The sequence below is a fragment of the Sphingomonas cellulosilytica genome (assembly GCF_052321755.1).
Classification (GTDB): Bacteria; Pseudomonadota; Alphaproteobacteria; order Sphingomonadales; family Sphingomonadaceae; genus Sphingomonas.
The window spans coordinates 161,488-187,345 of record NZ_JBQRTT010000003.1; the positions used below are offsets into that span (position 1 = coordinate 161,488).

At 66.0% G+C, this 25,858-nt stretch carries 19 protein-coding genes and 1 riboswitch; of the genes, 9 read left to right on the forward strand and 10 right to left on the reverse strand.

Translation table 11 applies throughout. The features are described from left to right. Positions 1-127: 127 nt before the first annotated feature. The 3 genes from ACTZQ5_RS06090 to ACTZQ5_RS06100 all read left to right on the forward strand — a co-directional run bounded on the left by ACTZQ5_RS06090 (position 128) and on the right by ACTZQ5_RS06100 (position 2,570). Positions 128-505, forward strand: a complete 378-nt coding sequence (locus ACTZQ5_RS06090) for a hypothetical protein (RefSeq protein WP_443584269.1) — start codon at positions 128-130, stop codon at positions 503-505. Positions 506-756: 251 nt separating this feature from the next. Beyond that, on the forward strand, positions 757-1,107 hold the full coding sequence (locus ACTZQ5_RS06095) for a hypothetical protein (RefSeq protein ID WP_443584270.1): 351 nt from the start codon (positions 757-759) through the stop codon (positions 1,105-1,107). A gap of 5 nt (positions 1,108-1,112) precedes the next feature. Continuing rightward, positions 1,113-2,570 (forward strand): hypothetical protein, encoded by a 1,458-nt coding sequence (locus ACTZQ5_RS06100; RefSeq protein WP_443584271.1) that lies wholly within the window; start codon positions 1,113-1,115, stop codon positions 2,568-2,570. Positions 2,571-3,041: 471 nt separating this feature from the next. On the opposite strand, the gene ACTZQ5_RS06105 is transcribed toward ACTZQ5_RS06100, so the two are convergent. The 7 genes from ACTZQ5_RS06105 to ACTZQ5_RS06135 form a co-directional block, all read right to left on the reverse strand. Next, on the reverse strand, positions 3,042-4,442 hold the full coding sequence (locus tag ACTZQ5_RS06105) for a hypothetical protein (RefSeq protein ID WP_443584272.1): 1,401 nt from the start codon (positions 4,440-4,442) through the stop codon (positions 3,042-3,044). A 472-nt stretch (positions 4,443-4,914) separates the two neighbouring features. After that, positions 4,915-6,051: an FAD-dependent oxidoreductase gene (locus ACTZQ5_RS06110; protein ID WP_443584273.1), complete on the reverse strand. Its 1,137-nt coding sequence runs from the start codon at positions 6,049-6,051 to the stop codon at positions 4,915-4,917. Positions 6,052-6,329: 278 nt separating this feature from the next. Continuing rightward, positions 6,330-7,193: a hypothetical protein gene (locus ACTZQ5_RS06115; RefSeq protein ID WP_443584274.1), complete on the reverse strand. Its 864-nt coding sequence runs from the start codon at positions 7,191-7,193 to the stop codon at positions 6,330-6,332. Between the two features lie 51 nt (positions 7,194-7,244). Then, positions 7,245-7,910 carry a hypothetical protein gene (locus ACTZQ5_RS06120; protein WP_443584275.1) on the reverse strand — a complete coding sequence of 222 codons (666 nt, stop codon included), beginning with the start codon at positions 7,908-7,910 and terminating at the stop codon, positions 7,245-7,247. A 203-nt stretch (positions 7,911-8,113) separates the two neighbouring features. Next, positions 8,114-8,860, reverse strand: a complete 747-nt coding sequence (locus tag ACTZQ5_RS06125) for a hypothetical protein (RefSeq protein WP_443584276.1) — start codon at positions 8,858-8,860, stop codon at positions 8,114-8,116. 1,028 nt (positions 8,861-9,888) lie between these two features. Next, complete coding sequence (locus tag ACTZQ5_RS06130; RefSeq protein ID WP_443584277.1) at positions 9,889-10,911, reverse strand: 3'-5' exonuclease; 1,023 nt, start codon at positions 10,909-10,911, stop codon at positions 9,889-9,891. Between the two features lie 161 nt (positions 10,912-11,072). Further along, complete coding sequence (locus ACTZQ5_RS06135) at positions 11,073-11,963, reverse strand: LysR family transcriptional regulator (RefSeq protein WP_443584278.1); 891 nt, start codon at positions 11,961-11,963, stop codon at positions 11,073-11,075. A 113-nt stretch (positions 11,964-12,076) separates the two neighbouring features. Here ACTZQ5_RS06135 and ACTZQ5_RS06140 point away from each other — a divergent pair, with 113 nt between their 5' ends. After that, the gene (locus tag ACTZQ5_RS06140; protein WP_443584279.1) at positions 12,077-12,994 is read left to right on the forward strand and encodes an AEC family transporter; all 918 of its coding nucleotides are present in this window, start codon (positions 12,077-12,079) and stop codon (positions 12,992-12,994) included. A 548-nt stretch (positions 12,995-13,542) separates the two neighbouring features. On the opposite strand, the gene ACTZQ5_RS06145 is transcribed toward ACTZQ5_RS06140, so the two are convergent. The 3 genes from ACTZQ5_RS06145 to ACTZQ5_RS06155 form a co-directional block, all read right to left on the reverse strand. After that, positions 13,543-15,795: a TonB-dependent receptor domain-containing protein gene (locus ACTZQ5_RS06145; protein WP_443584510.1), complete on the reverse strand. Its 2,253-nt coding sequence runs from the start codon at positions 15,793-15,795 to the stop codon at positions 13,543-13,545. Between the two features lie 359 nt (positions 15,796-16,154). Beyond that, positions 16,155-16,940, reverse strand: a complete 786-nt coding sequence (locus ACTZQ5_RS06150) for a hypothetical protein (RefSeq protein WP_443584280.1) — start codon at positions 16,938-16,940, stop codon at positions 16,155-16,157. 17 nt (positions 16,941-16,957) lie between these two features. Beyond that, complete coding sequence (locus ACTZQ5_RS06155) at positions 16,958-19,987, reverse strand: N-6 DNA methylase (RefSeq protein WP_443584281.1); 3,030 nt, start codon at positions 19,985-19,987, stop codon at positions 16,958-16,960. Positions 19,988-20,406: 419 nt separating this feature from the next. Next, positions 20,407-20,606, forward strand: a riboswitch (cobalamin riboswitch). A 105-nt stretch (positions 20,607-20,711) separates the two neighbouring features. Here ACTZQ5_RS06155 and ACTZQ5_RS06160 point away from each other — a divergent pair. The 5 genes from ACTZQ5_RS06160 to ACTZQ5_RS06180 all read left to right on the forward strand — a co-directional run bounded on the left by ACTZQ5_RS06160 (position 20,712) and on the right by ACTZQ5_RS06180 (position 25,840). Next, positions 20,712-21,512, forward strand: a complete 801-nt coding sequence (locus ACTZQ5_RS06160) for an acyl-CoA thioesterase (RefSeq protein ID WP_443584282.1) — start codon at positions 20,712-20,714, stop codon at positions 21,510-21,512. A gap of 223 nt (positions 21,513-21,735) precedes the next feature. Next, positions 21,736-22,218, forward strand: coding sequence for a VOC family protein (locus ACTZQ5_RS06165; RefSeq protein WP_443584283.1), 483 nt, complete (start codon positions 21,736-21,738; stop codon positions 22,216-22,218). A 937-nt stretch (positions 22,219-23,155) separates the two neighbouring features. Next, positions 23,156-23,581: a DUF6326 family protein gene (locus tag ACTZQ5_RS06170; protein WP_443584284.1), complete on the forward strand. Its 426-nt coding sequence runs from the start codon at positions 23,156-23,158 to the stop codon at positions 23,579-23,581. A gap of 4 nt (positions 23,582-23,585) precedes the next feature. Further along, positions 23,586-24,314, forward strand: coding sequence for a DUF4386 domain-containing protein (locus ACTZQ5_RS06175; protein WP_443584285.1), 729 nt, complete (start codon positions 23,586-23,588; stop codon positions 24,312-24,314). Positions 24,315-24,325: 11 nt separating this feature from the next. Next, entirely contained in the window at positions 24,326-25,840 is a 1,515-nt protein-coding gene (locus ACTZQ5_RS06180) for an ArnT family glycosyltransferase (protein ID WP_443584286.1), read from the forward strand. Positions 25,841-25,858: the final 18 nt, after the last annotated feature.

Consider the following 25,858-nt stretch of genomic DNA (forward strand, 5'->3'; position numbering starts at 1 on the left):
ACGCACGGCCGACCTGTCGATGTTTCAGGAGAACTCCTCCGACGTCTCACGAAGTCCGCGGCGACTGGCAGCCGACGAGCCGCCGCTCCTAACCTTTTGGTCACCGCGGAAGCCTAATCGAGAACCCATGGGTAGACATCTGCAGCTAGCTCGCCAGGTCGAGGCGGACATAGCCTTCTTCGAGGATCTCGTTTCCGGCGACGCACCCGAGACCCTCGAAGGGCTCGCCAAGGCGCGCCTGGTGCTGGTGCAGTCCGTCAACGCCTACCTCGCGCATCTGGCGCCGCTGGTCTCCATCGGAAACGATCAGGAGCGCCTGCGTCCCTGGAGGGAGGCGTACGCAGAGGCGGCGGCGATGCGGGCAACCTACTCCCAGCACATCGGCCGCTTCTCCGCGTCCACGATCCAGACGCAATGGGAAGAGTATCGGCGAAGCTGCCGCGATCTCATCGACGGGATGCGGAGCCATCTCGCCGAGGTCACCTCATGGAAGGCCATCGACTGATCCGTCCGTCGACCTCGGCCGAAGCAGCGCGCCGATCGGCCACCGCTCGCCATCCCGACTGCGGCCGACGCCTTGCAGACGACCGCTCCACGAGGAACCGCAGCCCGGGCCGCCTGTGGTCCGCGATCGCGCGGAAGGCGTCCCTGACCTCGGAGCGCCGCAGATCGCACCAGCTATGGATCGTTTCCGGACACCTTCCCCATCTCGTGCGTCTTGCAACCGTGATACGCAATGAATAAGCTGAAATTCACATGAAGAAGGCAATCCTCGCCGTAGTCGCAGTACTTTGCTACTGCTTGTACCACTTCGACGCACACCCACTACGCCTTGTGGTCGTAGTGGGTGCCGCCTTCATTCTTCCCTTGTCCGTCTATCTCTTCATGTCGCTGCTTGCCGCCACCGCGCGGGTCTGGCGCGGCGGACGGTCGCAGTCGCGGGAATTCGAGCGGGCCGGCGTGACCCTCCGGCCGCTCCTGCGGGCGGAGGTGCGCCGTCAGGACAGCGGCTCGCTGATCTCGACGCGGGCCGGCATACGCATCCGATCCACGTCCAAGGGCATCGTGGTCGGCGAAACCCGGACCATCGCCAAGGACGTGTTCTAGGGGCGATGCCTGGGAATGCGGGAGACGAGCAGACCCTTCCCTGGGTCGGGGCGCAACGCAGCTACGCGGGCTGGGTGCCCAACGTACGGAGCCACCTCTCCTTCAGCGTCATCGGGGCGTCCCGACGGGCCGAGGCGTACTCCCGGGAGTTCAAGGGCCGTTCACGCCTGGTGATGGCTTTCGAGAGGCGCACGTCGCTCGACTATCCCCTCCCCGAATGGTTCGTGCGTCGGCGCTGGCCGGACCTCACCCAGCATTGGCTGCTGGAGGGGACCACCCGGCCGGTCCGCGTGTTCCATCCAGACAGCGACGATCCGGACCTCACCCGGGATCGACAGGGCATGCTCGTCGGCCGCGTCCACATCCTTCCCCATCAGGCCGAACCAGACTGGCGCGATCGGCAGGGCCATGCGATACTTCGCATCCGGGAGGAGCTGATGCTCGCCCCCTCCCGTCCGAGGGATGCGGAACTCGAGGCCCTGCGTGCCCAGATCGTCTCGCTCGCCACCCATGGTTCGCTGAACCGGATCGAGGTCCAGTTCGCCCTTCTGCGCACGGGCGAGGTGCGTTTGTGGTTCGCCGACGAAACCACCCCGTCCATCGAAGGGGACGGCGAGGACGAGGACGATCTGAGGCGGATCGCGGAACAGGCGTACTTCTTCGTCAAGGACGTCGTGCACGACCACACCCATCACGATCCGTCATCGGATCAGATCACGCCGCTCGTCGAGATAAATCCCCGCGACGCTGATCCCAGCCATGTCGGCGAGGTCGCATGGCGCCGGGAGACGCTGTGGAGCCTGTCGCGCGAGATCGAGCGGCTCAACCGCGACGGCGGCCTGGTGGACAGGCGACGCTCCCTCGGCATCGTCGCCTACGCACAGGCCTTCCAGTCCGGGCTGATGGGACATCTCAGGGACCCCTCATCGCCGACCGGCTTCAGAAAGGCGCCGGCGGTGTACGATTACGACTTCGCGCATCTGAAGGAGTCGATCAGGGCCAGCATAGACGTCGCCTCCACCGCCAAGGCGCAGGCGGTTCAGCTGACCATCGCCGTGACGGCGACGGTCATCTCGAGCATATCGCTCGCGGCGTCGCTGACCAGCGCCCACAACGGGTCGCAGATCAGGGACGAGAACGGCGGACCCGCGCACTCGATCGGCTTCGCCGAGGGCACCGCCGCCATAAGGCTGCTGGCGCACGATCCGTTCCTGTCGGGCGGAGTGGTCGCCATACTTCTGCTCGGGGTTCTCAGCGCGACGCTGGCGGATGGCGAAGCTGGTCTCTTCAATCCGCTGCAGCGCGTGATCTCGCAACTCTCCCGGGCAACCTCGATCAGCCTGGCGCGCAGTTCCCGCAAGCAGGTGGGCATCAACTGGGGGCTGCACGTTCTGGCGTCCGCGGCGGCGCTGTGCACCGCGATCGCATGCCTGTTGGTGCTCGTCGCAGCGCTCGGCGGCTGAGCGACCGCGTCCCTTTCGTCCCGGGTCGGCGGGCCGAACGCGCCCGGATGCGCATTCCCGCGGACCTGATCCCCAGCTCCAGCGCTCAAACAGCTTCCTCGCCCGCGGCGGACCCGGACGATCCGATCACGCGGCGTCATCGTGTCCCGACGCGGCCCGACGCTTCGACCGAGTGGGCATGGGAGAGCGTGGACGTCCATCCGAAGCGGCGTCCGGAAACGGCGCGACGATCGCACCGGCGAGGCGCGGCATCGCGGACGGCGGTTCGCGCGAGATCGGCTGGCGCACGGCCGGCGCCGGTTTCGACGACGTACGCCCGGTCCGTTCATCGCCCCCCGTCGGAGCATCAGAGCCCATTGCGGCCGTGGCGCAGTGGGCGAATGGAACGGCTCGAGATCGGCGCCTCCGCACCGAGTGTGCGGGTCATGCCCCAACCTCAGGGCATGGCGGGTTCCACACCTATGGGCTCAGCTAGGCGGCCACGACCCTTGCAGGCGAACCTGACTTCCTGACCAGATCGGCGACGTGGCTGGTGACGCCCACCTGACCGACCAGGACGATGCCGGTATCGCCATCGAGCGAACCAAGCAGGGATCGCAGCGCCTCGAGGCCATCGGATACCCGGAAGGACACCCAGTCGGAGCGTTCGCCCGGCACGAGAACCACGGCGTCGCTCTCGATAGCGCCGCGGTGGAGCTGGACCACCCAAGCGGATCCGCCATCGTGCACCCACTCCATCCGGACGGGTCCCAGGAGGCGCTCGGCGGAACGTGCGCGCTCCTCGACGTCGGCGATCACGGACGCCGGAAGCTCCGCGTTCGGCTCACGTCCCATCATGAAGTCGTCGCCTTCGCCCGCGACGCCTTCTATGAAGCGCGTACCACCTCGACCGACCACGGCCGCGCCGGAATGGACCGCCGGAACGGACTGCTGCGAAAGTACGGCCGCGATCCGGTCCTCGGAGGGATCCTCCTTCGCCAGCAGGGCGAAGGGGTCGAGCCAGCCCTTGTGCGTCGTGAACAGCCCCGGCTCCTGCTCGCGCGGGCAGGTCCGGATCCAGGTCTCGGTCCCGCCGGTCGGCCGCCCGAAGCGGAACGGCGCGACGCGGCGGGCAATCACGAGCGTCTCTGGCACGGGGAGCCCGATGAGGTGTCCCAGCAGTATGCCGTATGCCTTGTCGCCGATGTGTCTGCTGAAGCGGTTCGGCCAGATCAGGGAGGGGACGCCCCCCCCGCCCCCGTCCACCTCGTGCTCCCACAGCAGCGTGCGGGTGCCCTTCCAACCACGCGGCCGGGGATGAACGCTGAACTCCAGACGACCTTCGATGCCCGCGACGTCAGGTGCGAAGCCGTAGACCGTCTCCAGCAGGCGCAATCCGAGGTCGAGGGGCAGCGAAGCGACGCCGGGCGCCTCCACGCAGCGTGGCGTGTCGTCGGGAGCGAACTCGATCACGCCGGCTTGCACAACTCCGGACACCCCGCCATCGGCGACGTCGACGGTCTCGTTCAGGATGATGTGGAGGCCCTCCGCGAGGAGCCTTTCGCCATTCGCGGCGACCGCCTCAACATCGGAAAGGCCATAGACGAACTCGCGGCTCCGCGGATCATCCGGGGCGAAGCTCCTGACGTTCACCATCCCGTCAGGCGCGGCGGCGAGCAGCGCGGCTGCGGCCGACCTCAGGTTCCCGAAGTGATGGTTGGCCTCGTATCGCGCTACGCGGGAGTAGGTCTGGCGCGGCGGCCCGTCGACGACGGGAGCGAAGCTCACGAACTGCGCCACGTTGCCGATGGCGGCGAGTTCGTTCAGAGATCGATCCTTCCGGACCTCCATCAGATCTTCCTTGAGCATGCGGTTCGCGGCATCGATCACCATCCCTGAGACAGGGCGAACACGGGGGATTCGGGGCATGGCGACCGAAGGCGCCCGCGCCGACGTTCCGATCCCACGGCCTCTCGTTACCATTGCGCCTCGCCTTGGCCAAGCGAATGCGGTCGGACCGCGTCCAACCTCGCTGGGCCGATCCGCATCGCAGCTCCGACCCCGTTCAGCACGTCGATACACCCCCCCGGCATTTCATACTCGAAAGCACGAACTTCGTGCCCCGGAGCGTCTCGTCGTCCGGTATGGAGAGCCTGCCAATGGTCCGCCACGCGATCCGAAACCCGCCTGCGGAAGGTGCAGGAGGCCGCCCGTCCCCGACGAGACCACCACGCGGATCCAGCCCGCTCGGGTGGTGCGTCGACGGGACGCCCGAACGGGACGGCTAGGACGTTGCGGTCGCCGCGCCTTTCGCTCCGCCAGTGCCGTCTGCCGCCCGCAAGCCAGAGGTGAGTGACAACCTCCATCACCGACACCCCCGCTCGGAAGTTCGAAAGAGGTCGACGACGCTGCGCGGCGCCTCCGTGCCGAAGAAATCTCCGAGGTTCCTGGCGGAGAGGGCCGCGATGGGGTTGCTCCTCGGGAACAGAGCCTCTTCGTACATGGCGAGGGCGGCCTCGTGGTCGGGATTGGCCGCTATCGACCGACCGAGTTCCGCGCCATCCAGCAAGGCGAGGTTCGCGCCCTCCCCTGCGAACGGCGACATCAGGTGCGCCGCATCGCCCACAAGGGTCACGCCCGCGCGCCTAAGCCAGCGCAGGTCGGCGGGAAGCGCGTGGATCGGTCGGAACACGGGTTCTGCGACGCTGTTCGCGATGAACGCCACCAGATCGGGCGACCATCCCTCGAACCGCTTGGCGATCATCCTCAGACACGAATCAGGATCCAGGATGCGAACATCGCTGATGCCGTCCTCGGTCTGCCTGAGCGCCACATAGCCGGACGCGCCGCCATCGGCGTTGCGATGCGCCAGGATGCCGCGACCCGGAGCCACCGCTATCATCGTGCCGCTGCCGATCGCCGCGAGGCTCGCCGCGTTCCTGGGGTCGTCCGCGGCAAGTTCGATCTCGACCAGGCACATCCCCGTGTCGAGAGGTCTGGCGTCGGTCAGAAGCCGCCTCACCTTCGACCAAGCGCCGTCCGCGCCGACCAGAAGGTCGGTGGTGTCCGCGCTCCCATCGGCGAAGCGGATCCCGTGCCGACCGCTTCCCAGCGGCGTCAAGGCAGCGACCTTCCGCCCCCATCGGATCGTGCCGTCGGGAAGGGAGCGGATCAGCATCTCACGAAGGGCGCCCCTGTCGACCTCCGGTCTGGAGGATGCAGGATCGCCGGCATGGTCATGGAGGACGGTCCCATGGGCATCCACGATGCGCTTGGCGTCCTCTCCCGGTCGGACAAGCCTGAGGAAGTCACCATGCAGCCCCGCAGCCTGGATCGCGAGCTGTCCGGTGCCGACGTGGATGTCCAGCAATCCACCCTGCCGCCTGGCGGTCGGCGCAGCTTCGGCTTCGTAGATCGAAGCCGTCATGCCGTTCACGTGAAGAACCCGCGCGAGCATCAGACCACCGAGACCGGCTCCGACTATGGCTATGTCACTGTGCATGTGTGCGCTCCGCCCGCTGCCGCACCCGAGGTGCCGACGATTGTCCTGGAGACGCTGGCCCACCGTGCGACAGCAACGGAGGACGTGCCTGCGGCGGGTCGGGGGACGTGCGAAGATCCCAGGACGGCCGTTTTGCGCGACGACGGCTCGATACCGCATCGAAGAGGCGTCGGCAACGTCCGCGCCGTGAAAACGGAAGCGCTCACCCACTCGAGACCCTCGGGAAGGACGGCACGGGCAGAAGGAGCGCGCGCCGTCAGCGCAGATCGCCCTGCCAGCTAGACGGAAGGAGTCGGAACGTGGCGCCATCCCTGGCGCTCGATCAGCAGCAGCGCCTCGCGATCGACGACCCCCGCCAGACGTCGCGCGGTGGCGGTGTCGATGGTCAGGGTGGCCCCTAGGATCCGTACGATCGAGCGAGCGGTATGCGGATCAGCGAACCAGCGGCGGCCTGAATCCAGATGGCACCACGACCCTGAGGCCAGGGTGATCTCCAGCGCGACCGCGAAGGCGGGGCGACGGTGCAGGCTCGGCACGCCCGCGGACATCAGGTCCCTGCCGAGATCGGGCCCGCCGTCGGGAAGGGCCCCGCCATCCGGCTGGGCACCGTCGTCGAAGACGATGCAGTCTTCAGTCAGCCTCACATGGCCCCGCCGCCACAGTCCGGGGAGTTCCGCATCCGGTCTCAGCCAGACGCCCTTCTCGGCATCCTCGATCGGCCAGAGCGCAGACGCACGCCCCTCGCTCCCGTCGGGAAGTCTGCACCGCAGAGCGGTGTCCCATCCTTGAGCGCCGCCCAGCAGCTCGCTGGTCCCCACCCTCCGCGTCGTGAACTCCTCGCCAGGCATGGTCTCCGTGAGCAGACCTTCGCGCGACAGGAACGCCATCGCGTGCCGCAGGGCGCCCGCCGCCCCCCAGACGTAACTCCTGGCGGTCGTGTCGGCGGCGGCATTCACCACGTCGCCGCACCTCGAAAGGGCGGTCAGCGCCTCGGAGAAGAGCGCGAAGCCATCCGTCGTGGCGCTCGGAAGCGGAGGAGGCCCGCCCGATCCGCGTTCCGACACAGGGTCCACCACCGATGAGCAAACGAAGCCGGCCTGGTCGCCTGCGCTGCGGAGGTCGATCAGGTCACGAGTCAGCATGTCGAGTCATCTCCAAATCCGTTGATTGGAAAGGTGGCAGATCCGGCGATTTCAGGACGACATGGTCGCACGTTCGGTGCCGACGTCGAACTCGAAGAAGGTGCCCTGCAAGTGATCCCCCGAGCGATCGACGACGTAGCCGCGACCGTAGAGGAGCGGATGGCGCACGACCTGATCGAGCGGACGCCCGGTGACGGACGACCACATCGTTGCGGGCAGGTTGGAGCGATGCACGAAGCGGCCCCGTCCCGCCTGGGTGTGAAACTCGAACGTCTCGCCCATGACCAGAAGCTCGAGACACCTGCCGACGAGCTTCACCTCGGCGATCTCGGAGGATGGTTCCTTCTTCAGAACGAGGCTGCCCATCGGAGCCTTCCGGGCGTCGGCCGGCGAGGAGCGCGGCCATCCGACGTGCGTGCCGCCGCGTCGCAGGTTGGCGAAGGATGCGGCATGCGGTTCGACGTCGCCCGCGAGGCGCGGCCACGACGCCGTGGGGTAGAGGCGGCGAAGCGCCGTCGGCAGGTCGAGGCCGAAGCCGTCGAGCAGGTGAGCCACCGGCGAGGACATCTCGATGAGCTGGCTCCTGACGTAGCGCCTGAAGACGGCGCGGCGCAGCTGACCGCAAAGCTGGTCGACGTTCCGCATGTCGCGACGAGCCCTATCACCCGGATCGGAAATGGGGGCTTCGTCGATGGTCGGGTCGATTTCATCCTTCATGGCCAAGAACACTCCTCATCATCTGATCGGGCCAGGTCTCCCGCGTCCCGCTGGGACCGCCGTGGACCCGCTCCATTTCGACAGCCCCCCTTTGGAAGAGGCGTCATGCCGACGAGCTACGCCCGTCGGAACGGCACGCGTCGACAGCCGCACCGTCGGAGAGCGGATGGTCGCGGCGCGCCGCCAATCACCGGGTGACGCGATCAGGCCTGGATGCACTGCTGGATGTCGACGCCGAACGTGAGCGCGGCCGGCGAGGCCCACTCCATCTCGGTACGCCGGATGAGCTCGATGACAGCCTCCGGGACGAGCGCCAGGACGATCGGGGACGCCCGCGGGAAACCCAGCCGGATGTCGGCGACGTCGGCGACGTCGGGACCGTAGCGACCGACGAGCCTCGATCGCACCTCGCGGCTGTTGCGCGCCATGGACGCGTGGAAGGCCTGGATCATCACGTTGTCGCGACTGTCGAGGATGGTGGCCGTGTAGAGACGGAGGCGGCGTGCACGCCTGGAGGCCGCCCGCTCCGACTCCGCGCTTCGGCCACGTTCGTAGAGGTAGTCGGGTTCGCCCTCGTCGAAGTCGTCGTCGAGGCCGCCCGACATGAGCGCGTCGACCGCCTCACGGTCCACGTCGAGCCCGAGGCCGAGACCGTGCACGAGGATGCCGCGGACGCAGTCCGTGCGCTCCAGGCAGGCATCTATCGGCCTCGCGCCGCCGAACACGTCCCGCGGAGCCAGCATCCACGTCATCGCATCGCGCGACGCCGACTCGCGCTGGTATCTCGCGCCCGCCTCGGCGGCTACGAGCGCCACCCTCGAGATCGCGCGATCCGTGGTCAGCACCACGCGATCGTCCACCCGGTCGCGGCCGAGTGGATCGTGATACGTCGGCGCGACGTCCTCAATAGATACCGAACCTTCAACATGGTCGTGCGACATGGCGATCATCTCGAACCTCCCTTGCTCCGTGTCGGACCCCGCTCGGGTCCGCCCCACGTCACGAGCATAAAAGCTCGATTAGTTCAAAGGTTCCGGAACCATTATTACCGCGCTACGGTTTGACGATCGTTCGGCAGTCTCGGCGACCGTCGCCCGCAGGCCGGACCGGCATCGGCGGTCCTCCCCAGAACCCGATAGCCCGCGTTCCGCGGGAGTTCGGCGCCGACCTCGCCACCGTTCGAGCCTGGACGGGAATCGATCTGGTCGAGCCGAACAGCACCATGAACCAACACAGGAGGATGCAACGATGAAAAGGAACTTCGCAATCGTAGTGGTGGCGGCCCTGACGCTTGGCTGTTCGCGCAACGTGGAGCGGTGTCGGGACGATGGTCAGGCGAGGGCGCCAAGCGCATGCGCGGACGGTCGCGCGGCCCCTTGGCCGAGGCCGATCAAGGGTTGAGACGTTCGCAGCAGGTCGCCCGGTGCGGGCTTAGGCGACGGCTTGCCCGCGTCGCGAGCCGATGGATCCCATCATCACGGCACCCACGGTTCATTCGCACCAGGGCGTAGGCGAGATCGCGATTGTGCCGATCAGTCCTCAAGCGACGCGGGCGCAGCCGCAGCCGTAGTCGGCGCCACGCCATGGTCCGCCGAGCCCTACGATGCGCCGGTCGTGGGATCCGGTGGCGGTTCAGCTGCGCAACCAGCCTACGAGCATGTCGCCGAGCAGAAGATGATGCAGCCGTGGGCCGTCGTGCAGCGAGCCCAGCTGAGCGGTCACGTCCATCGGGAAACTGTCGCCTTGCGGTGGCGGGATGGCGCGCAGCCGCCGAACGTCCGCCTGGCGTACGACCGATGGCAAAAGAATTGGCCTCGGGAGGCGATCGGATACGGCGTATCGCGAAGGGGGGGCCGCCTGGCGGACGCGCCGTTGCGAGAAGGTATGATGAGGACTTGCGGCTGACCATCCTCAGATGGCGCGTTGATCGTGGCGTCGCCTGTCGTGATCCGCGACCGGCGCGTGCATGAGCCTTGGGTCAGCGGAACCGTTCGCGGGCGGTAACGCGCTCGACCAGCGGTCCGGTCGACGCCGGTTTCGCCTCCATGGCGTAGACGTTGGCGGCGAGCCAGAAGCGTTCCTGAACGAGATCGTCGCGATCGACCTCGCGCCACCAGACCTTCATGCCGTCGGAGGCATCCCACCGGTAGCCGCGCGCGCGCAGTTCGTCCTTCATGTCGAAGTGCGCTCCCTTCGCCCGCACGACGAAGCTGTCCCGCGCCCCCATCGCCACCATCTCGGCGAGGGCCGTCGTACCGTCGCCATCACGGTGCCGAAGCATCTGGATCAGCGCGTCCACGTCCGCCGATGCCCGATGACCATTGTGGTAGAAGCCGTCCTGGACGAGCAGATAGCCCAGCGCGCGGCCATCGAAGCCCCGCCTGCGCCAGTCGATCTGGCGCATGGAACAGCACCAGGGCAGCCCCTTCGCGCCCGGGAGGCGCGCCTCCACCCAGTTCCTGTCGAACGCGGCGTTGTGGGCCACGACGAAGCTGGCGGAGTTGAGGAGCCGCGTCGCTCCGTCCTCGTCGATCTCCTCGCCGACGAGATCGATGTCGGTCAAGCGGGTCAGCGACACGATCTCCGGGGAGAGCGGCTCGCCCGGATCCTCGCGCCACTGGAAGGCCTCGTCGATGTCGGTGATCACGCCCTGACGATCGTAGCGGAAACGTCGGATGGCCATCTCGATGACCTTGCCGCGACGATGGTCGAGCCCGGTCGTCTCGACGTCGATGGCGACCCCGACGTACGGACCTCTGCCATCGCCGTCGCCGGTCGGCCCTTCGTCCAGCCTGAGAGGATAGAGAACCCGCAGGTCATTCGAGGTGGCGACGCCGTCGCTGCGAGCATCGTCACGACCTTCCGCTTCGAGGAACTTCGAACCATCGTTGCGCCCCTCCTCCGACACCTCTCCCATGTAGCGAAACTCCTCTATGCGATCGGTCGACCCGCGCGGATTCCCACGCCGCGGTAGCCGTGGATGAAAGAGCAGATGGTTCAATTGTTCCGGATAATCTGAACTATTTGCTTGGTTTCATCCATGAAGCCAAGCCGGTCACGGCTCGCGGATCCGTGAAGTCGGCTCGCCGCCCACGATCCCGCAAGGGGTCATCGCCTCGGCGATGATTCCCGGACGTCTTGCGAAAGGCAGACGATCCGCCGTCAGCCTATCGAGGAAGCGATCGCCTCAGCCGCTTTGAAGAGGGGAGGCAGCACCGGGTTGCCGTTCGAGCTTCGCCAGAACAGGATGTGCTCCACCGATGGCGCGTTCGACAGGGTACGGAACACCACACCCTCCGGGGCGAGATTTCGCAGGGATTGGGGCACCAGCGCGATGCCGATCCCTTCAGCCACGAGACCGACGATCGTCTGTTGAAGCTGCGCCTCCAGGCGGACGCACAACTCCTGCCCGTCCAGTCCCAGATAGCCGACGATCGCCTGATGCAAGGCGGGCGCCACGTCAGCCGGTGACGCTATCAGAGGCTCGTCGGCAAGGTCGTCCGGCGTGATCTCCATCCTGCCGGCGAGCCGGTGGTCCGCTCGTGCCGCCAGGCACAGAGGTTCGCGGTGCAGGACCTTCGTTGCAAGTCCACGAACGTGCCCGGGGCCGAAGCTGATCCCGGCATCGAACCGCCCCTCCAGAACCTCGGTGACGAGCAACGAGGGCATCGTCTCCCGCAGGTGGAGCCGTACACCTGGGCGTTCCGCGAGCAGGCGTCGCGTGAGTGCCGGCACGCTGCTGAAGGCGGCGTGCATCATGAAGCCGATCGTCAGCTCGCCGATTTCGCCCGCATCCGCCGCCTTCGCATTGCGACACGCCTGATCGACGCTGGCCAGGATCATGCGCGCATCGATGAGGAAGCGGGCACCGGCGTGGGTGAGCCGGACTCGACGAGAATAACGATCGATCAGCTTCACGCTCAGGAGGCTTTCCAACGCAGCGATCTGCCGGCTGAGCGCGGGCTGGGTGACGTGCAGGCGCTCAGCAGCGCGGCCGAAGTGCAGCGTCTCGGCAACCGCCGTGAAATACCGGATGTGGCGGAGATCAACCATGCCTGCGATGCATCAATGGACCCAACGAACGGCATTGGAAAGCATCGACGTCAGGGCCTAGCGAGCTTGCGCCTGAAAACCTGAGTACCGCCATGCCATCCGTCCTTCCCGTCGTGCTGCCGATCTTCGCGCTAATCCTCGCCGGATGGGGCGCGCGGCGGATCGGCGTGCTTGGACCGCACGCCACCGGCGAACTGAACCGCTTCGTCGTCCATCTCGCACTGCCGGCGCTGTTGTTCGACGTCGTCGTCAAGGCGAGCTGGAAAGAGATATGGCAGCCCGGCTTCGTGGCGGCCTTCGGCATCGGGTCGGGGTCGGTGTTCCTGCTCGCCCTCCTGTTGCGGCTCCGCGGCTCGCGGCATCTCGCTGATGCGACGATCGACGGCCTGAACGCTGCCTACGCCAACACCGGCTTCATCGGCTTTCCTCTGGCTGCGGCGGTCCTGGGTGCCGATGCGCTGGCGCCTACTCTGATCGCGACCATCCTGACCGTCTGCGTGCTGTTCGCCGTCGCGCTGATCCTCATCGAAGTCGGTATGCAGACCGAGCGGCATCCCCGTCGCCTGGCGATTAAGGTCGGAAGGTCGCTCGCCTCGAACCCGTTGCTCATCGCACCCCTGCTGGGCGGCGTGTTCCTCGCATTCGGCATCGCAGTGCCTGCGCCGATGGACCGCTTTCTCACCCTGCTGAGCGCCGCCGCTTCACCCTGCGCATTGGTCGCGCTGGGCCTTTTCCTCGACGAGAAGCGGGATGGTGCGAACATGCCCGACGGAGCGGTCACGTTGCTGATGACGCTAAAGCTGCTGGTGCAGCCGCTTGCGACATGGGCACTCGCCCGGCACGTCCTCCACGTCGCACCGGCATCGACGTACACGGCCGTACTGATGGCCGCGCTGCCCACTGGAACAGGGCCGTTCATGGTGGCTCAGTTCTATGGCCGGGAAGCCGGCACGACGTCTCGGGTCGTCTTTGGCACGACGATCATGTCGGTCCTGACGATCACCGCCTACCTGGGCGTCGTCAGCCCCTAGTCGCCGTTCCGGCGTTTCACGGAACCGCGATCGACGGACCTATCAAGACCTGCGCCGGCGAAGGCAGCGTTCGGGGGTGGGCGGCCCCCCCGTGATCGGAACAGGCGGCAGGCAGGTTCCGGCGGATCAGCAGCAGCGATCATGATGGGCGATCAGCGGCGGGCGACTACGGCGCAGGCTGGGGGCCGAGGTCGATGAGAACGCCGATCAGATCCTCTGCCGGAACGCAAGGTTGGTCTAGCCGATGATCAGAACGGAAATCGCTCGACAGCGGGATGTAGCGCGACGGCGACGGCAGGCCGTTCCGCGACGCTTCGGCCCGTATCTCGGCCCTTCGTGAGCTAGGCGCGCAAATGACGTATCCGACTCCTGACCAAGTTGTACGGCGCAAGGACCTGCAACGCGGCGTCGTCTCGTCGTCCGGCGCCCCTCTCCGAGGTGGCGGAAGACCATCTCCGAAGATCCATCCCACACGGGGAGCATCGGGCGCCCCACGGTCGTTCGTTCCTGGAAAGGTCGCGGCAGGGCGGCTGCCGCACCCGGACACGTCAGAATGCGTGGCGCATCCCGATCACGAAGTTGCGACCTCGCAGCGGCGACTGATCCTTGACGAAGGAGGTGTGCACGAACGCAAGCTCGTCGAGCAGATTGGTGCCGCGAACGTAGAACTCGACCCCCTTGGTCCGTCCCAGGTCGAAGCGGTAGCTGAGCGTGGCGTTGACCATCTCGTAACCCGGCGTTCGCGTCTCATAGGCGGCGACCCTGTCCTGCTCGAACGTATGGTAGTATTCCAGCTCCCCGGTCAACGGCCCGGCGCCATGGTTGTAGCGCGCGCCCAACCGGCCGGGTGAGATACGCGGCAGATTGTCGTCGCTCCTCTTCAAGCCAGCGTCGACGTAGTCGCCGAAGACAGTCAGCCGCGATGCGGAGTCGAGACGGTAGCTCATCTGCCCGTCGATCCCCCGGAACACCGCGTCGGCGGCGTTGTAGGCGAGCATGTTGGCGCGCACGCCGGTCTCGCTCTCGCTCTGGATGAATCGAGCGAAGACGTAATCGCTGACGTCCTGGTGGAACAGTCCGACCTCGAATTCGAACGGGCCGCCCAACTTGCGAAGGGTCAGATTGATCGAATTGGTCTTCTCCATGAGACCCGGCGCGCTAGGCGCGAACTGGATCGGGAAGTCGGGAAAGAACCCCAGGAAGGACGCCGGCGATTGAGTCAACCCCAGCTCATAGCTGTTGGTCGCCAGGTTCATCCCGTTCGCGAATAGCTCTCGAACGGTCGGACCGCGCTCGGTGCGCGCGACCGTCATTGCGACGGCATAACCGTTTCGAACGTTCCAAGTGGCGCCCAACGATGCCGAGAACGGATCGTGCCGAAGATCGGGATTGCTCTCGGGCCAATAGCTACGTTGGTCCGCTTCGATCACCTTGCGCCACTCCGCGCCGTAGTATTCGACGTAGGAGGCCTGGTCCTCTTCCGGAACGTTCGTGAAGAACGCGCCGGGAATGGGCGTGCGGATCGTTCGCCAGTCCTTGCGCGCCGCGATCTCGACGTCGACACGGCCGAAGGCGCGCCTTTCGCTGAGAAATACGCCGACGTTCTCCGTGCGGCGCTTCAGCGTTCCCGAAAAGCCGTAATAGTCCGTGGTCGGCAAGTGGAGGGCGTTGACGTCGAGCCCACCGAACGTGGCGTCGGTATACTGGATGCCCAGGACGCCTGCGAAGCCCAAGAACGCCCTATGCGCGAATTCGGCCCGACCATCCCACACTTCGTTGGTGAAGCGGGCGAACAGGGTCGTCCCGTCGATCTCGTCGTGGCGGTAATCGGTGTACGAGCCACGGAGCCGAAGGTGCGCCAGTCCGGGCAGCGGATCGTCGTAATCGCCGCGAACATCGATGCGGTCACTGCGCAGCCGGATGAACGCGGTGAGGTCATCGGGCGTGGTCACGTTGTAGCCGATGCTGCCGTGCGGTCGACAGTGGAAGTCGAGCCGATCGGAGTAGTAGTCGCCGTGACAAGCGCTGTTTGCGTGGCTGTGGCCGGGCAGTCCGTATTCGTTCCCCACCCTCGAGTACGCCGCGCCCAGATATCCCCTTGGCGTGATCCAGGAGGCCCCGAAGGCGTAGCTGGTGCTGTCCGCGAACGAGTCTCGCAGCTTGTCGCTGCCGAAGGCGTCGGGCACGTCGTAGTCCTCGGCGCGGCGCCGTGCGCCTTCCACGTGGAATGCGAACTGGCCGATCCCAGCGGTTAGGCGGCCGACGACCGTCTTCTCCTCGTCACCGCTTCCATGACGCACTTCGGTTGCGCCGGTCAGGCCGCCGACCGGCACCGTCTTGGGCACCTTGCCGTCGATCAGATTGACGGCGCCGTTGGTGGCGTTCCCGCCGTAGCGGATGGCCGCCGGTCCGCGCTGGATCTCGATCGCGTCGAGCAGCAGCGGATCGGTGGTGATGGCGTGATCGGGAGATATGGATGAGACGTCGAACAGGTTGGCGCCGTCCGTAAGGATCTCGATGCGCGGCGTGGTCTGGCCGCGGATCACCGGTCGCGATGCACCGCCACCGAAACTGTCGAGATGCACTCCTGGCAGACCAGCGAGGGTCTCTCCCAGGCCACCTTGTCGCCGGTGCGCGAGCTCCTCGCCGGTGAGGACCTGTACCGGCAGCGCGGCACCCTCCTCCTCCAGCGAGCGGCCGGTGACCAAGATGTCGTCGTTGCGACCGCGTTCGCGCTCCTCGCGTTCGACGTCCCGCTCGGATGCGAGCTCCTGGCTCCACGCTGTCCCCGGCATGCCCACCGTCAACGCGGTCGCCGCCGCGAATGCCGTGGCGCGCCTCTTCGTCCTCGCAATCAAGACGTTTTTCCCCAACAAACCAAGCAAACATCGCGATTGATATGTTATCTCATCAAGTCAAGAGCGCGTCGATGAGCCGGTCGATCACGCCAAGGGCCGCCTCCCGCGGACGCGCGACTGACGTCGGAGCCGACGTGCCGGATCGATCCATCGCGCAGAGGCTGCCGCGAAATGTTCGCCGGAGTGCGATGCATCACGTCGACCCACGTAGCGCGATCGTCAGGCCGCTGGTTGCCGTGCACGGTCGCAGCCGACGTTCGGCGGCCTTCACGTGGCAACCGCCTGGTTCCGTCCGTCGGTGGCTACTCTGGAAGCGGGGCGGACGGCACTGCGCGGCGTCGACGGACGGTCGGAGGCTTCTGCGGCAGGAGGCGTGCGTCGGGTCGACTTGGCAGCGTTACGAGAAGGTGAAGGACCAGCACGTCCCCGACCGTCGGATTACCCAAGATGCCGCCCGGAATGTTCCATCTACCGACCTTCAGCCGCTGGAGCGCCGAAGAAGAGGAGGGCATCTGACGATCGATGCGGGCCGACCAATGCGCTGGATCGTGTTGGAAGACGTAACCGAGCATCATGCCGACCGGCTGCACGGTGTAGGGTTCGCGGTGTGCGAACCTCAGCAGACCTTCGCTCCCGAGGTAGTCGCCCAAGTGACTGGCGCCCAGCAATCTCTTGGCCTCGATGCGCAGGTCGAGATCCGGGACCGAGCTCGACGCGAACTGGATGTCCGTCGTGTAGGCGGCACTGCCGAGTCGATCCTGGACCTCGCGCGGCTGCTGCTGCACCACGAATATCTGCTTCTGTACCAGGAAATGATTGGGGCGGCGTCTCCTCAGCAGATCCTTACAGGACCGTACCAACGCGTCGGTCACCGCGTTCTCGAGCGGGATGCGCACGTCGTGACCGAGGACCCTGTGACCGCCTTCTCCCCACCATCCGTTGCGCGTCGAGAACGCGACGGGTCGATCCGCCGCGACCCTCGCGGCGGCACATTGTAGCATGGCGACGACATTCCTCACGAACTCGTCCCAGACCTGCGCGCGCACACGGTCGAGGTAGCCGGCACCGCCCGGCATCGTCGACGCCACGCTCGGGGGCGTCGCCCTCAAGCGGCCATGACCCTGTTCGCGACGCCGATCGCATCGGAATAGGCCCGGTCGGTCGTCCAGGCGGTCTTCACGTCAGGCTTGAATATGTGGGCAACGGCGTACTCGACGTGCTCGGTAAGCTCGATGGCAGCCTGGGACCCGAAATCGGGCATCGCGTCCGGCGTCCCGACGACGGCCACGTCGACGCCCGGCGGAGCGAGCACGACCTGCACCTCGCGACCACCGACGTTGGGGGCAAGGAGACGGATGCTGAGCGGAGTGTGCGCGAGAAGGTGGCCAAGCTCGTCGCGCAGCGCATCGGCGTACCTCACGAAGTCCGCGTCCTTCATGACGGTGTCGCAATCCGGGAGACGCTTTCCGTTCTGAGCACGCTCTCGCAGCGAGCGGTGCTCCAGTACCGCCTGCGCGAACAATGGCGGCATGCCCAGTCGCTCGCCGGCGAAGAGAGCGAAGCCTTCGACATCCTCCTTGCCGTTCCGGAAGAAGTCGGACACCGGCATTCGCAACAGCTCGTTCCGATCCTTGTAGGGAAAGGGCAGCCGCTTGAGGTCGGGTGTCTCGAAGCGGCGCTGATCGGCGATCCAGCTGCGTCCGAAGAGGGAGACCATATAGCGACCGACGCCCGTGCGGAGGTAGAGGGCGAATTCGCGCAGTACCTCGCGACGCTCCGGTTCGGGGGTCTGTGTGCCGGTGAAGTATATGCCTTGGATGGAGGCGTTGAACGCCGCACGTCCGACGACGTGCGGGGTGGCCTGTGATCGAGGCATGAAGAGCGTCGGTCCACCGAACATCGCCCTGAACCGATCGGACAGAGAGTCGAAGAGTTCGTCGGGTATCTGATAGTTCGTGGACACCTCCTCGTCCAATCCGAGCGGTTCGGCGTCCGACAGACCCAGCCGCAACCTGAAGTCGTTGTCGCCGTGCGTCCCCAGCACCAGGTCTTCGGGCAACCCCGTCCTCTTCCAGGTCTCGCCTGTCGAAACGTGCATATGGGACGCCTTCAGGAACGCGGACACGTTCAGCGGTGACCTGGCCGATCCATTCGTCTCCAGAGCCGCGACGATGCGACGGTCCAGCGGCTGGAGAAGCAGATCCCGGTACCACTCGTAGTCGGCGGCGGACATTTCGGCCTGATGGAAGCGTTCGACCTGGCTCCTATCGATCACTATAGCCCATGGCCGTCCATCGGCGCCTAGCGGCTGCGCAGAAAGCTGGGGAGAGAAACGCCATCCCATCGCGAGAGGGCCGGGCGCTCCCGGAGACGCGAAGACGACCGTCGCGGCCTCGCCAGCATCCTGGAAGAGCTTGCGCCGGAAGCTCGTCAGGTTCGCCACGCCGTGCAGTCGCGTGCGCGTAGCGACGGCGTGGGGGAAATGCCGCGCTCCTGGGGCAATGAACGCCTTGGTAGGCATCACGAACGCGATGACGGCGTCCTCGGCGGCAAGGTCCAGCATGGCTCTCCAGTAGAAAACCTCCGCCTGTGCCTGCTCGTCGACAACGGTGTCGTGCAGTCGCTTGAGAAGAGAGGCCGCGTATGCCGCGGCGGGCGATGCCGGGGCGTAGCGGTTCCACGGTGGATTGCCGAAGACGTGGGTGGCTCGCGCGGCAAATGCATCTGGCAGCAGCTCGAACGCGTCCTGGTCGATGATGTTGTGGGACAAGTCCGGGAACAGCTGGCGATCGCCGAGCTCGTCAGCGAGCGACGCCAACGTCCTTCCCGGAAGATAGTCGAGCATGGTCAGGTACAGGCTGAACCGCGCGACGTTCGCAGCCTGCGCCTTGAGCTCTACCCCCCTGATGGAGTCGCTCAGAACGCGGCCCAGCTCCATCGGGGATAACGTAGCTCCATCGGCCCGATCGGCTTCGAGGATGTGACGGTAGCCGGCAACCAGGAACGCTCCCGATCCGCAGGCCGGATCGAGGACGCGTGCCTTCCGATCCAACGAACGGATGCGGTCGGCTTCCTGTACGACATAGTCGACCAGGAAGGAAGGAGTGTAGAACGCGCCGTGATTCCTTCGCTCTCCATCGCCCTCGAGGTCGAAGAAGCACTCGTAGATCGCGGAGATCGTCTCGCTCCGCAGAACGGCGTAATCGACGTCGATGAAGGAGAATTGTTGCCCGCCGTCCTCGGTCAGCGTATCCGATCGGAGCACTCTCCGGACGAGGTCGGAGACTTCGGTCGTGACCAGCTCGCGTTCATTCTTCCCGATAGGGAAGATGGAACCGTTCAAGACGCCGTCGATCGCATCGAACAGCAACCAGACCTGCTCGACCGGCCACGCCGACCCGCGCTGGGTCGGGTCGATGTCCCTCAGCGTTATGTCGGGACAGAGGCGCCTGCCGTCGGCGTCGGTGAGACCATCGATCCAGGCCTGGTCCAGGACGCCCCTGTCGACGAGTACGTTGAGATACAGGAAGTGACCGATCAGGGCGTTCACAAGACCTGGACGGGAACCGAGACCGGGGTGGTCCTTGCGGACCTTGACGCTGAGATTGCGAATGTCGGCGGCGATCCGGGCATCGACCCGGTTGGGGATGGTGAAGTTGCGCCAGGAGGAGGACGATCGGATCGCAAGCGACGTCAGCGGAACGAGTTCACGCGGAAGGCCCGAACCGTCGAGTTCCGACCAGGGATGGAGCGCTCCCTTCTGCCGGTAGTCGAAGCCGTTGCGGAGCGAGAAGCCGGCCGGGGTGGCCATCAATATCTGCGGCACGACCGACTGCGACCAGATGGCGCGATGGCGTGCATCCGCCTCGTCCTCGTCCGCGGCCGTCACGACGTAGACGACGGGAATTCGCCTTTCGTCGACAGCCGCATGCGTCTGGTTCGCGAGCGGCGCACGGGGCGTGAGGGCACCCACCACTCCGATGCGCTCGAAGGCGAGGTCGAGCGAATGCCGAAGCGGGCCCGCTTCTCGCGGACCGATGCCGGTGCGGTAGTCGGGGTCACCGAGGTAGCCCAGAAGTCCCAGCAGGCGTTCGAGCCGATCATCCAGACTCGGATCGGTGAAAGTGCCATCCATCCGGCGGCGCTCCCCTCATGACCCGCTTCATAAGCATAGCAGCAATTCGTCCACCGGACAAGAATCCCAACCGGATCAACGGGATACATGGAATGTTCTATTGTTTCAGCGACTTAGGCGCCGGCTTGACGCAGATGGGTCATGCGGTGCGCGAGCATGTCGCCAGCGGTCGGCCGATAGGCGTATTGGCGAGGTGGCTCCATCATGCGACGGGTTCCAGCTCCAATTCCCGACCCGCGAGCAGATGCCGGCGAAGCTGCGCGCTCTGGTCGACTTCCTGACGGAGAAGCGTCGCTCAGCCTCGGGGTGACATTCGAAAGGACGCCGGCCTTGTTCCTGAGGTCGATCGTCGACTGTGGAAGGTACGCCGCGCGCAGTCGGAAATTCCCCCTGACCTTGACCCGAAGGGACGTTTTCTGCGACCCCGGTACGGTCAAGGTTCCTTCGCCGCATGGCCGAAGGCTAAGACGGGAAATCGGTTCGATGCCGATGCTGCCCCCGCAACTGTAAGCGGCGAGTAGAAATCCCCTCGCGTGCCACTGGCGCTTCGGCGTCGGGAAGGCCGGGATTTCCGTGACGACCCGCGAGCCAGGAGACCTGCCTTCGACGCCATGACGACCACCGGCGGGGTGCCCGGTCTGGCCGCTGCGTTGCTGCGGGAGAGGTACATCTCTCCCGTTGGCTGCCGGCGTCTGGATTACCTCGCGAATGATTGAGGACCAGGATGCCGCAGGAACATCAAAGCACCCCCATCCAGTTGATCGACATGGTCTTTCCCGGTGATGCCAATCACCACGGAACCCTCTTCGGTGGTGTGGCCTTGGCGCATATGGACAAGGTCGCCTTTCTCGCGGCCTCACGCCACGGCCGCGCGGCCTTCGTCACCGCCTCTTCGGAGAAGATCGATTTCGCGGCGCCAGCCCGGATCGGCGACATGGTCGAGGTGACCGGTCGGGTCGTGCGGGTGGGGCGGAAGTCGCTCGACGTCGAGGTCGAACTGATCGCAGAGGCGCCGGTATCGGGCGAACGACGGCTTTGTACGCGAGGCCGTTTCACGCTCCTCGCGGTCGGAGGCGAAGACCCTCTGCCGCCGATGGGCGAGACGGTTCCGCACGATGCGACGCAGCCGTTGCGAACGGTCGAGATGATCTTCCCGAACCAGACCAACCATTACGGCACCCTCTATGGCGGCGATGCGCTTCGCATGATGGGCAAGGCGGCCTTCATCGCCTCGACGCGCCAGGCACGGGCGGTCATGGTCATGGCGGCATCTGACCGGATCGACTTCCGTTCCCCCATCCGGGAGGGCGAGATGGTCGAGCTGACTGCCGGAGTACAGATGACCGGGCGCAGCTCCATGCGCATCAGTGTGGATCTGAGCGCCGAGGATCTGGTATCCGGGGAAAGACGACATGCGGCCACGGCTCTGTTCACGATGGTTTCGGTTGATGCGAATGGTCGAGCGAAACCGCTTGGTGGCATCCGAGGACATTCCCCCCAGACTTTCCCAAAAAGGGAGGGATGAATGGGGCCGCTGGCGGCCTGCCACCCCGCAAACGGCCTCAGCCGAAGCGCGGCCAACCAAAGGAATGTGTGGGGGGCAGCGCAGCCATCGGGTAGAACATACGTGGAATAGCTTGTCTGACGAACACCGCGCTCAGCTGGCTTGGTGATAACGGAATGGCTCATACCGACTTGCCAGCTGTATTGCACAGGATCGAACATCGGGAAACTCGGCGCATCACGCCATGCGCGTTGACAAGCCATCAGGCGTTCTGCACGGCTGGTGGACGGACACCGCTCCTGAACCGGCACGCGCACCGCCGTCCCTGCCCGAAGAGGAAGGCAAAATGGTGTTTCCCTCCATTTCCGACGTCGCGTTCGGCCGAACCGCGCCTTGCATCTGCGTGCGGGATATCCAGGCTGCGCACAACTTCTACTCACGCATCCTAGGCTTCAGGAAGGTGTTCGAGAACGGTGATCCAGTCGGCTTCATGGTGTTGAAGAAGGATCAGGCCGAAATTCATCTGAGCAGGAAGCCTGACCACCATGCCTCGACCGCGAATGTGATGCACATGTTCGTGAGCGACGCGGCCGCGCTCTATTCGATCTGCGAAGCCGAAGGCGTCCGGATCATCAAGAGGCTGATGGACAAGGAATACGGCCAACGCGCCTTCGTGTTTGCCGACCCTGATGGCAACCGGGTCGACATCGGCGAGCGTATCCGCTGACACCGCCGGCCCGGCCTACCTCAAAGGGATGGAGCAACGAAGAAGTGGAGCGCCTCTCACGACTCACCCGCCGACAGCGATGCGACAAGAGCGGTCCCGCCGCGGTCGTCACGTACTTGGTCTTGCCTCTATGAGGGCAGGCGGTGAAGATGCCGGATCGGGGTAACGACGACAAAGGATCGCGAACTCGCAAAGCTTGAACGGTTGACCTTTCCCTCGGACGCGGTGTTCGTCATCGCGATCACGCTGGTGGTAAGCGAGCCCCGCCCACCCGGGCTGCACGCGGCGACGAACGCAAGCGCTAGACAGTTAGACTGACCTTATGGTTAACGCTGGATTTACCCCCGCATCATATACCCGCTTGGTCGGGAGCTGATGGGATATCGCCATGACAAGTGAGAACGCACTTCGAATCGACAACGCAGTCAACGCCGTCCGCGAATTATTGCATAGGGCGCAAGACGCCCTTGATTGCCTGCCACAGGCAAAAGCGGAGGTCGCTGCGGCATACCTGAGCCTGGTCATAGATATCATGAGCGGCATTACATGATCGAGGGCGACGTCCATTCCGTCCAACAAGGCCGTCTTCTACCGATCACACGAAACCACGACGGGAAGAAGCCCCCGCGTCGACTTGATCGGCTCGGACGTTAGCCTGCATCGAGTGGTGAGCTCCTACCGTCCGAATGGAACGAAGGCGCGCAATCCTTCGGAAACGGTGACCTGGACGGCCCCCGATCCTCCCCGCAGGAGACGGTCGTACGGACGGCCGAGACGTTCGCCAACGATCCTGATCTGCAGATGTCTCCGCTCACCCGCATGATCCATCAGCGCCAAATGGCACCCCGGTGCCAGCAAGGATCGAGAAGCGCGAAGCCGGCCAGCGCCGCCTACCGTTGCGGCATAGGCACGACTGTGTCATCGTCGCAAGACACTGGTGGAGGGGCTGGTAGTGCTGGAGGAGTATCGGGCGCCAACGAAAGTTAAGCTCGCGGCGCTCTGGGCGTCCACGATGTTCTGCTACATCTACGGCGACTATTTCGGCCTCTACGTCGCCGGCACGCTGGCGGACATGAACCACGGCGGCATGGGTCCGCTCGGCCATGCGACGCCCGGTGTTCTCACCGGCGTATCGCTGATGATGGCCATCCCGAGCCTGATGGTCGCGCTGTCGCTGCTGCTGCCGGCGTCCATCTGCCGCTGGGCCTGCATCCTCCTCGGCCTTTTCTACACCGCGATCATGGCGGTCAGCCTCCCCGGTTCCGAGCCGTTCTACAAGGTGCTGGCGGCGATCGAGATGGCGCTGACGCTGGCGATCACCGTCGTCGCTATCCGCTGGCCGCGGGACATGCGCCGTGGCTGAGGCCATGCCTTCACCCTCCGTCGCGCGGCTCGCCGGCGCGCTGTACCTCGGCACGATCGTGTTCGGCCTGTTCGCGGAGGTGGGATCCCGAGGAGCGTTGATCGTCGGCAGCGATGCCGCCGCCACGGCGCGGGCCATCCTCGCCGATGAACCGCTGTTCCGCGCCGGCATCGCCGCCGATCTCGCCATGCTAGCCTGCTATGTCGGGGTGACGGCGCTGTTCCTCGACCTGTTCCGCCCCGTCCATGCCGGCGTGTCGCGGATGGCGGCGGCCTTCAGCCTGATCGGCATCGCAGTGTTGGCCGCCGACGCGCTACTGCTGCTCGCGCCGCTGCGGTTGCTGGCGTCGTCCCCAGCGCTCGTGGCGCTGGGCGACTCACAGCGCGAAGCGGCAGCGCTGGTCGCGCTCAAGATGCACGGCGACGGCTACGACGTGAGCCTCGTGCTCTTCGGCATCTATTGCCTGATGCTGGGCTGGCTGGCGTGGCGCAGCGGCTTCCTGCCCAAGGCGATCGGCGCGCTGATGGCACTGGCTGGTGGCTGCTACCTCCTCAACAGCGTCGCCGACCTGACGGCACCGGCCTTCGCCCGGATGCTCTCACCACACCTGATGGACCCGACCCTGATCGGCGAGGCCGCGCTGGCGCTGTGGCTGCTGGTGTTCGGGGCGCGCGGGACGCCCGGCCGGACGATCCGGGTGCCACAGGCCGCTCGGCAAGGGCATCGCGCTTGACGGGCGGTACGGTGTCCCGCCTCCGATCGGCGGATGCCGCGGCGCTGTTCGGGGCTTCGATCGTCGTCGCCCTGCATCTGGCGCTCGGTGGCCGCTACGATCTGTTCCGCGACGAACTCTACTTCATCGTCTGCGGCCAGCATCCTGCCTTCGGCTATGTCGATCAGCCGCCGGCCGTGCCGCTGCTGGCCGCCTCGCTCTACAAGCTCGGCCTGGGCGCACAGGGCTTGCGCATACCGACCGCTTTGGCGGCCGGCGCGCTGGTGTGGCTGGCGATGCGCTTCGCCCGATTGCTGGGCGGAGACGGGCGAGCGCAGGCTCTGGCCGGCCTCGCCTGTGCGATCGCGCCGATGCTGATGGGGCTGACGGCGACGCTGAACACGTCGGCGTTCGATCCGCTGGCCTGGACCGCCGTCGCCTGGCTGCTGGTCAGGGCGAACCGCGAGGGTTACGATCGCGCGCTGATCCTCGCCGGCCTGGTCGCCGGGCTGGCGTTGCAGGTGAAATATTCCATGCTGTTCTGGATGGTCGGGTTGACGCTCGGCCTGCTCCTGACGGCGGAGCGGCGGGTGCTGCTGGGACCTTCCTTCTGGATCGGAGCGGCGCTCGCGGCCTTCATCGCGGCGCCATCGTTCCTCTGGCAATGGGCGCACGGCTTCCCGTTCCTGGAACTCGGCGCCGCGGCCAAAGGCAAGAACGCCGACACCGCCGCCCTGCCGTTCCTGGCCAATCAGGTGCTGGTGATGAACCCGGCCTTCGCGCCGCTGTGGATCGCCGGACTGGTCGCGCCCTTTACCGTGCGGCGCCTGCGCGATCTGCGCTTCCTCGTGATCGCCGCGGTCGTGGTGGTCGCCATCGTGCGGATCGGGCACGGCAAGGACTATTACCTCTCGCCGATCTATCCGACGCTGTTCGCGATCGGCGCGGTGGCGCTCGCGCCGCTGATGCGCACCCGCTTCGGCCGGGTTGCGACCGCCAGCGGCGTGGCGGCGGCCATCGCCCTGTCCGCGCTCGCCGCGCCGCTGGCGCTGCCGATCCTCTCCCCGCCGGTCCTCGAAGCCTACATCGAGCGGACCGGGTTCGCACCGCAGCAACAGGAGCGCAGCTTCAAGGGCACCGTGCTGCCCCAGGTCATGGCGGACCAGCTCGGCTGGCACGATTACGTCCATCAGGTCGAGGCGGCATGGCAGCGCATCCCGCCGGCCGAGCGCGCCGCTACCGCGATCAAGGTCGAGAACTATGGCGAGGCCGCCGCGCTCGATCTCTACGGCAGGGAATTGCCGCCCGTGGTCAGCGGGCACAACCAGTACTTCCTGTGGGGCTTGCGCGGTCAGCACCCGGCCAACGTGCTGTCGATCCAGGACGACATGGCGGGGCTGCGACCTCATTGCCGCAAGGCGACGCTGCTCGGCGTCACAGGCTCGCGCTATGCGATGGCGTTCGAGAACGGCAAGGTGATCGCACTGTGCGAAGGCGTGACGCCGTCGCTCGGCGATCTTTGGCCACAGCTCGAACTGTACTCCTAGCCGCTGTTCCGGCGATTC

Excerpts from the sequence above, each read along its gene's own strand:
- ACTZQ5_RS06090 (WP_443584269.1), top strand. The coding sequence starts at position 128 with ATGGGTAGACATCTGCAGCTAGCTCGCCAGGTCGAGGCGGACATAGCC.
- ACTZQ5_RS06095 (WP_443584270.1), top strand. The coding sequence starts at position 757 with ATGAAGAAGGCAATCCTCGCCGTAGTCGCAGTACTTTGCTACTGCTTG.
- ACTZQ5_RS06100 (WP_443584271.1), top strand. The coding sequence starts at position 1,113 with ATGCCTGGGAATGCGGGAGACGAGCAGACCCTTCCCTGGGTCGGGGCG.
- ACTZQ5_RS06105 (WP_443584272.1), bottom strand. The coding sequence starts at position 4,442 with ATGGTGATCGATGCCGCGAACCGCATGCTCAAGGAAGATCTGATGGAG.
- ACTZQ5_RS06110 (WP_443584273.1), bottom strand. The coding sequence starts at position 6,051 with ATGCACAGTGACATAGCCATAGTCGGAGCCGGTCTCGGTGGTCTGATG.
- ACTZQ5_RS06115 (WP_443584274.1), bottom strand. The coding sequence starts at position 7,193 with ATGCTGACTCGTGACCTGATCGACCTCCGCAGCGCAGGCGACCAGGCC.
- ACTZQ5_RS06120 (WP_443584275.1), bottom strand. The coding sequence starts at position 7,910 with ATGAAGGATGAAATCGACCCGACCATCGACGAAGCCCCCATTTCCGAT.
- ACTZQ5_RS06125 (WP_443584276.1), bottom strand. The coding sequence starts at position 8,860 with ATGATCGCCATGTCGCACGACCATGTTGAAGGTTCGGTATCTATTGAG.
- ACTZQ5_RS06135 (WP_443584278.1), bottom strand. The coding sequence starts at position 11,963 with ATGGTTGATCTCCGCCACATCCGGTATTTCACGGCGGTTGCCGAGACG.
- ACTZQ5_RS06155 (WP_443584281.1), bottom strand. The coding sequence starts at position 19,987 with ATGGATGGCACTTTCACCGATCCGAGTCTGGATGATCGGCTCGAACGC.
- ACTZQ5_RS06160 (WP_443584282.1), top strand. The coding sequence starts at position 20,712 with ATGCCGCAGGAACATCAAAGCACCCCCATCCAGTTGATCGACATGGTC.
- ACTZQ5_RS06165 (WP_443584283.1), top strand. The coding sequence starts at position 21,736 with ATGCGCGTTGACAAGCCATCAGGCGTTCTGCACGGCTGGTGGACGGAC.
- ACTZQ5_RS06175 (WP_443584285.1), top strand. The coding sequence starts at position 23,586 with ATGCCTTCACCCTCCGTCGCGCGGCTCGCCGGCGCGCTGTACCTCGGC.